At 52.2% G+C, this 5,048-nt stretch carries 4 protein-coding genes; 1 reads left to right on the forward strand and 3 read right to left on the reverse strand.

The window, feature by feature from the left end; all coding sequences use genetic code 11:
• From glmS to Q0294_RS17030, 3 genes are all read right to left on the reverse strand, one after another.
• On the reverse strand, positions 1-1,684 hold a 1,684-nt coding region (glmS, locus tag Q0294_RS17020), incomplete at its 3' end, for a glutamine--fructose-6-phosphate transaminase (isomerizing) (RefSeq protein ID WP_299467851.1).
• A 361-nt stretch (positions 1,685-2,045) separates the two neighbouring features.
• Positions 2,046-3,065, reverse strand: a complete 1,020-nt coding sequence (locus tag Q0294_RS17025; RefSeq protein WP_299467853.1) for a hydantoinase/oxoprolinase family protein — start codon at positions 3,063-3,065, stop codon at positions 2,046-2,048.
• 14 nt (positions 3,066-3,079) lie between these two features.
• A complete protein-coding gene (locus tag Q0294_RS17030) occupies positions 3,080-4,048 on the reverse strand; it encodes an ATP-grasp domain-containing protein (RefSeq protein ID WP_299467855.1) in 969 nt (322 codons plus the stop codon).
• 498 nt (positions 4,049-4,546) lie between these two features.
• On the opposite strand from Q0294_RS17030, the gene Q0294_RS17035 reads away from it, so the two are divergent.
• A partial coding sequence (locus tag Q0294_RS17035; RefSeq protein WP_299467857.1) for a hypothetical protein occupies positions 4,547-5,048 on the forward strand: 502 nt, incomplete at its 3' end.

Consider the following 5,048-nt stretch of genomic DNA (forward strand, 5'->3'; position numbering starts at 1 on the left):
CTTCACAGGCAATCGCAATCACGGGCCCTCTTCGCGCTTTGACTTCTTCGAGATTGCTCATGACTTTCGGATAAATCTGCCCGTGAGGAACAACAAACACACTTGGCGTCTGTTCATCCACCAGCGCGATCGGACCATGTTTCATTTCCGCAGCCGGATAACCTTCCGCGTGAATATAACTGATCTCTTTCAATTTCAAAGCACCTTCCAGCGCACCGGGAAAATTATACAGGCGGCCCAGATAGAGGAAGTTATTATTATCGCAATACTTGGTAGCAATATCTTTGACCAGATCATTGCATTCCAGACACTTACGAATCTGATCGGGTATCTTTTGAATGGCATCGATAATCCTGCGACCTGCGGGATACGAGAGATGCCGCATTCTTCCCAGAAACAACGCCAACTGAATCAGCACCATCACCTGTGATGTGAAAGCTTTCGTCGAAGCGACTCCCACTTCGGGACCGGCGTGCAGATAGATCCCGCCATCCGCTTCGCGGGCGATAGAGGAACCGACCACATTACAGATCGCCAGTGTCGGGTGCCCTTTGCGTTTACATTCGCGCATCGCTGCCAGCGTATCCGCTGTCTCGCCGCTCTGCGTAATCGCAAAAATCATCGTGCTGTTCGAGATTGGCGGGTTGCGATACCGCAATTCACTCGCGTATTCCACTTCGGTCGGAATCCGCGCAAACTCTTCCAGCAGGTATTCCCCCACCAGACCCGAATGCCAGCTGGTACCGCAGGCCGTTAACACCACACGATCAATTTTTCTGAGCTGTTGTGCCGACAGATTCAAACCACCGAACTTTGCTGTCGCTTCGTCTTCGTCGATCCGCCCGCGCATCGCATTTTCCAGCGCCAGAGGCTGCTCGAAAATCTCTTTCAGCATGTAATGTTTGAATTCACCCAGTTCCGCGTCCACACTCACCTGATCGAGGGTGTGAATCGAAAGCTTCTGCTGTCCCTCGTCGCGGTGAAAGACTTCCACTTCATCGCGCGTGATTACCGCGAACTCATGATCGGCCAGATAGATGACTTCATCCGTGTATCCCGCCAGTGGAGTCGCATCGCTGGCGATAAAATTTTCCCCTTTGCCCACACCAATTACCAGAGGACTTCCCAGTCGAGCCGCGATCAGCACATCAGGCAGATCGTGAAATAAAACCACCAGACCGTAGGTGCCCTTCAATTTCGTCAGCGAAATTTCGACCACTTTCAGATATGTCGCCAGTTCTTCCGGATCAGAACCCAGTTTAATCTGCTCTTCCAGATGGTGCGATAAGAGATGGGCGATTGTTTCCGTATCCGTCGTCGTACGAAAGACGTATCCCAGCCCCTGCAACTGCGTACGGAGTGAGGCATAGTTTTCAATCACGCCATTATGAACGATGACCACATCTCCGTTGCCGCCAGTATGCGGATGCGAATTCTGGTCATTGGTTTCCCCGTGCGTCGCCCAGCGCGTATGGCCGATTCCCATTGTTCCCGCGATAGGGCTCGCTTTATAGAGCGCCGCCATTTCGGAGACCCGTCCTTTTTTCTTGCGAATCTGAATCGACGTGCCATCGTGAACAGCAACACCCGCACTGTCATAACCACGATATTCCAGTTTTTGCAGACCTTTAATCAGTATTGGTCCGGCTTGTCGATGTCCAATATACCCGACAATTCCACACATATTTTCGCGCTCCATCGCTGAATGAGGGAAGTAGTTTCGCTTTTATATTCTCGGTCAAATCCCGATGCCCAATTTGACTTCGACGGTTTTCCATCCTGGTTTATCGGTCGAAGCAACAAAAAGACAGACGGAGAAATGACTTTGGCTCAAAAAAGAATCGCCATCAAGCACTTACAGGAGCGGAAAGATACCATAAATATGAAAAATGAGTCAACCACTCTTGGAGCCAGACCCTCTGAAGCTGGTGAGGAGAGAGACACTGCACACATCAACATAAGTCATTATTTTAAAATAACTTATAAAACTCATATTTGTGCGGAAATTGAAGCGGGCCTGCTCATTACTGCACACGGAGAGGGCTTCAGAACCGCAGCCGCTCCGCCGCGAGCCGTGCCACAGCAAACGCACAGGCAGAATCCGCGATCGAACCGTCAAAGATTTCTGCGACATTCGTGACTGCTGACCGACTTAAAACCGGATGCGACTGAACGATTTTTGCCGCCAGGAAAACGGCGCTCCCGCTGATCAGAACCGTCGCCGGCGGTTCTGACATTCGCCCCAGAACCTGATCGACGGCCTCTCTGATCTGTATCTGCTGCTGTTCCGCGAGAGAGGCGGCCATCGCGACGGCTTCTGCTCTGGACAGTTCTGTCGTATCACAACAGACAGACCGGGCCAGCCGATCATAAGCGTCTGCTGACGTGGCCGGCTTGCCATTGGCCGTGTCGCAATCACCCGGATCTTCTGCCCGGTCCCCGAGTAATAAATACAAATCCAATGACGTCGCAAAACATTCGGCTGCCAACGGACATTGTTGACCGCGCACAGGAACCCGCTGGCCAATCATCGCCAGCGGCGTGCGACGTCCCCCCGTATAAACCAGTTCGCCGGAGAGCAGTCGTTCCACATCGGTCAGTCCCTCAGGTACGGGAAAACCGTTCTCCAGCGGAATAATGTCTGTCGTCGTCGAACCGATGTCAATCAGCAGACCCCATTGATCCGGTATCATTCGTCCCAGCCAGGTCGCCTGGGCATGCCAGTTCGCAGCGGCGACCAGAAACGGAAATTCTCTGGAGAGATCGGTGGTCAGAAATTCGGCCCCGGTCTGCCAGACGACAACGGGAGCCGGCGCAACGGCCTGTTCGGTCGCCGCCAGAATCTGTTCCACTCCTGCCGCCTTGGTCTGAAAACAATCGGCCAGTTCCCCGGTCATCGTCACCGCCACCAGATCCGGACGCGGGTATGAGGCGAGCAACTCCTGTAGTGCCTGCGATAACAGTTCCGGCGTTTTCCAGAGTTCAAAGGGAACCGCTTTCGCAACACCGTCACTGTCTGCGGATTTGAGATTCGCACCACCAATATCCAGACCAATCACATACATAAATCAAAGTCTCTCTAAAACTGCTTCGGGTTCAAAAAAACACTTCCATCAGCCAGAAACTGCACGCGCCCCCAAGAGTCCCAGCTGAGGGGAGGAAACTTTGTTGCCGAATCGACAATCCGTTCGGCCAGATTGTCCTGCGTAAAATAACGATAGCCGGTATAACTGGTCGTCAGTCGCGGATTGATTTCCACAATCAAAGGCTGCGCCGGATTACTGTCCGGCAGCAGAAGATCAACGCCAATATAACCGGCCAGGCCCGGCAGTGCATCGCAGACGCGCTCCAGTAATTGCTGTATCGACCGCGTCTCTTTCGCGTTCAGTTCAGCCGGAAGCATGCCCCCCTGATATTCATAGCCGGATTCCCAGCAGATATGTTGCTCACTAATCGGAAAAATCTCTCTGCGTTCTGAAGAGAACAGTACGACGGTCGAAAGCAACTGTCCGAAAACAAATGGCTGCACGACAAAATCGCTGTTGTTTTCCTGAAGATGTGACAATGCAGCCAGCCATTCCACAGGCTGTGTGAGTCGCTGCAAACCGAGGCCCCCTGCCCCAAAGCGGTGTTTGATAATACACGGTAACTCATAAGGCGGAGGCGATAGCTCCGACTCCGGCAATGAGGTCGGAATCGTCGGCAGAGACAGTTCATTCAGAAATTCAAACAGCCGCCACTTGTCAGCGGTTAATTGGATCGCAGCCAGTTCAGGCCCAACGACCTTTGCTCCCAACTCGATCGCCCGCGCGGTTCTTGAATAGAGTATCTCATCAAATTCGGGGGCAATGATCCAGACGACATCTGCCTGCAGACAAGACTGGTCGAAGTAATCCTGTTCCTCACCCGGTTCCCTGACGCGATGGATCTGAAAACGGCCATCTTCCCCTTCCCGTTGAAAAACAGACAGGTCGAGGTCTTTCTGCACACACGTTGTCACACGGCAGTCAGGCATCTCGAGCAGGTCAGCGATTACCGCATCTAACATCGCGGCGCCTTCTGTCAACAAAGATTCATCTGCCCGCGATTCCTCACAGGCACCGCTACAGAGATATTCAGACACAAAAACGTTTAACATCGTACTTTGCTCAGCTCATTTTGACAGCCGCGGCACCCTGTTCGAGCGAAAATTCGGCGTTGAATTCGGAATGATGATTTTAATGCTTAGTATGCTTTCAGTCTCTTCAGTCTAGAAACTCAATTCCCGTTTGTTAATTGCTACGACGGGCCAACTCACTGTTTTCCGCACGTTTTTTCTATCTTGCCTGTTTGACCGGATCTTGACCGATTCACCCGAAACAGGTGGGTGTTTTATCGATGAAAAACGCACGAAGCGGATAAGATACATAACACGGATCAGCGTCTGCTTCGAATGCAGTTTACCGCTTTTACTATTTAAAAAATCATCTGGATCAATCACTGTTCCACTCAAGTTTGCGTGGTAAACTTTTAAGGATTGCGTTTCTATTTTTATTGAGGATTGTTCATGCCGGGCAGTTGGATTCGGCCATTATCGAAATCGACTTCAGGAATGTTGTTGCTGCTAACACTGGCAGTCACAGCCTGCTCTGCCCTTGCGCCAGGTCAACGCTCCTCCTGGAAGCTGACAAATCCGCCGCCGTTGAATCCACAAAATCAGCCTTTGAACGGCTCCTCGCAAACGACGCCCCAGTCAAGAGAGACGCAACGCGTCAACCCGCAATCGATTCCGCAAAAACAACCACAGATTCCACGACCCGAAAACGATTTGTTTTCCGTGCCGGAATCGGTCGATCGCAGTCAACCGCCACAGCCGCGGGACCTGCCCAAGCAGATCACACCTCGGCCGGAATTGAAAGAACCGGATTTTCAGAGCAACTTGCCCCAGACGAAGCCGGATCCGAAATCGCAATCCGGGCCGCTGATGACGCCTCCGGTAACAGCCGAGCCGAACTCAACAGACCGCCTGGAAATGACCGTGGACGTGATTCCCAAACGGCAGTTGGGCA

This window comes from uncultured Gimesia sp., from assembly GCF_937919775.1.
Lineage (GTDB): Bacteria > Planctomycetota > Planctomycetia > Planctomycetales > Planctomycetaceae > Gimesia.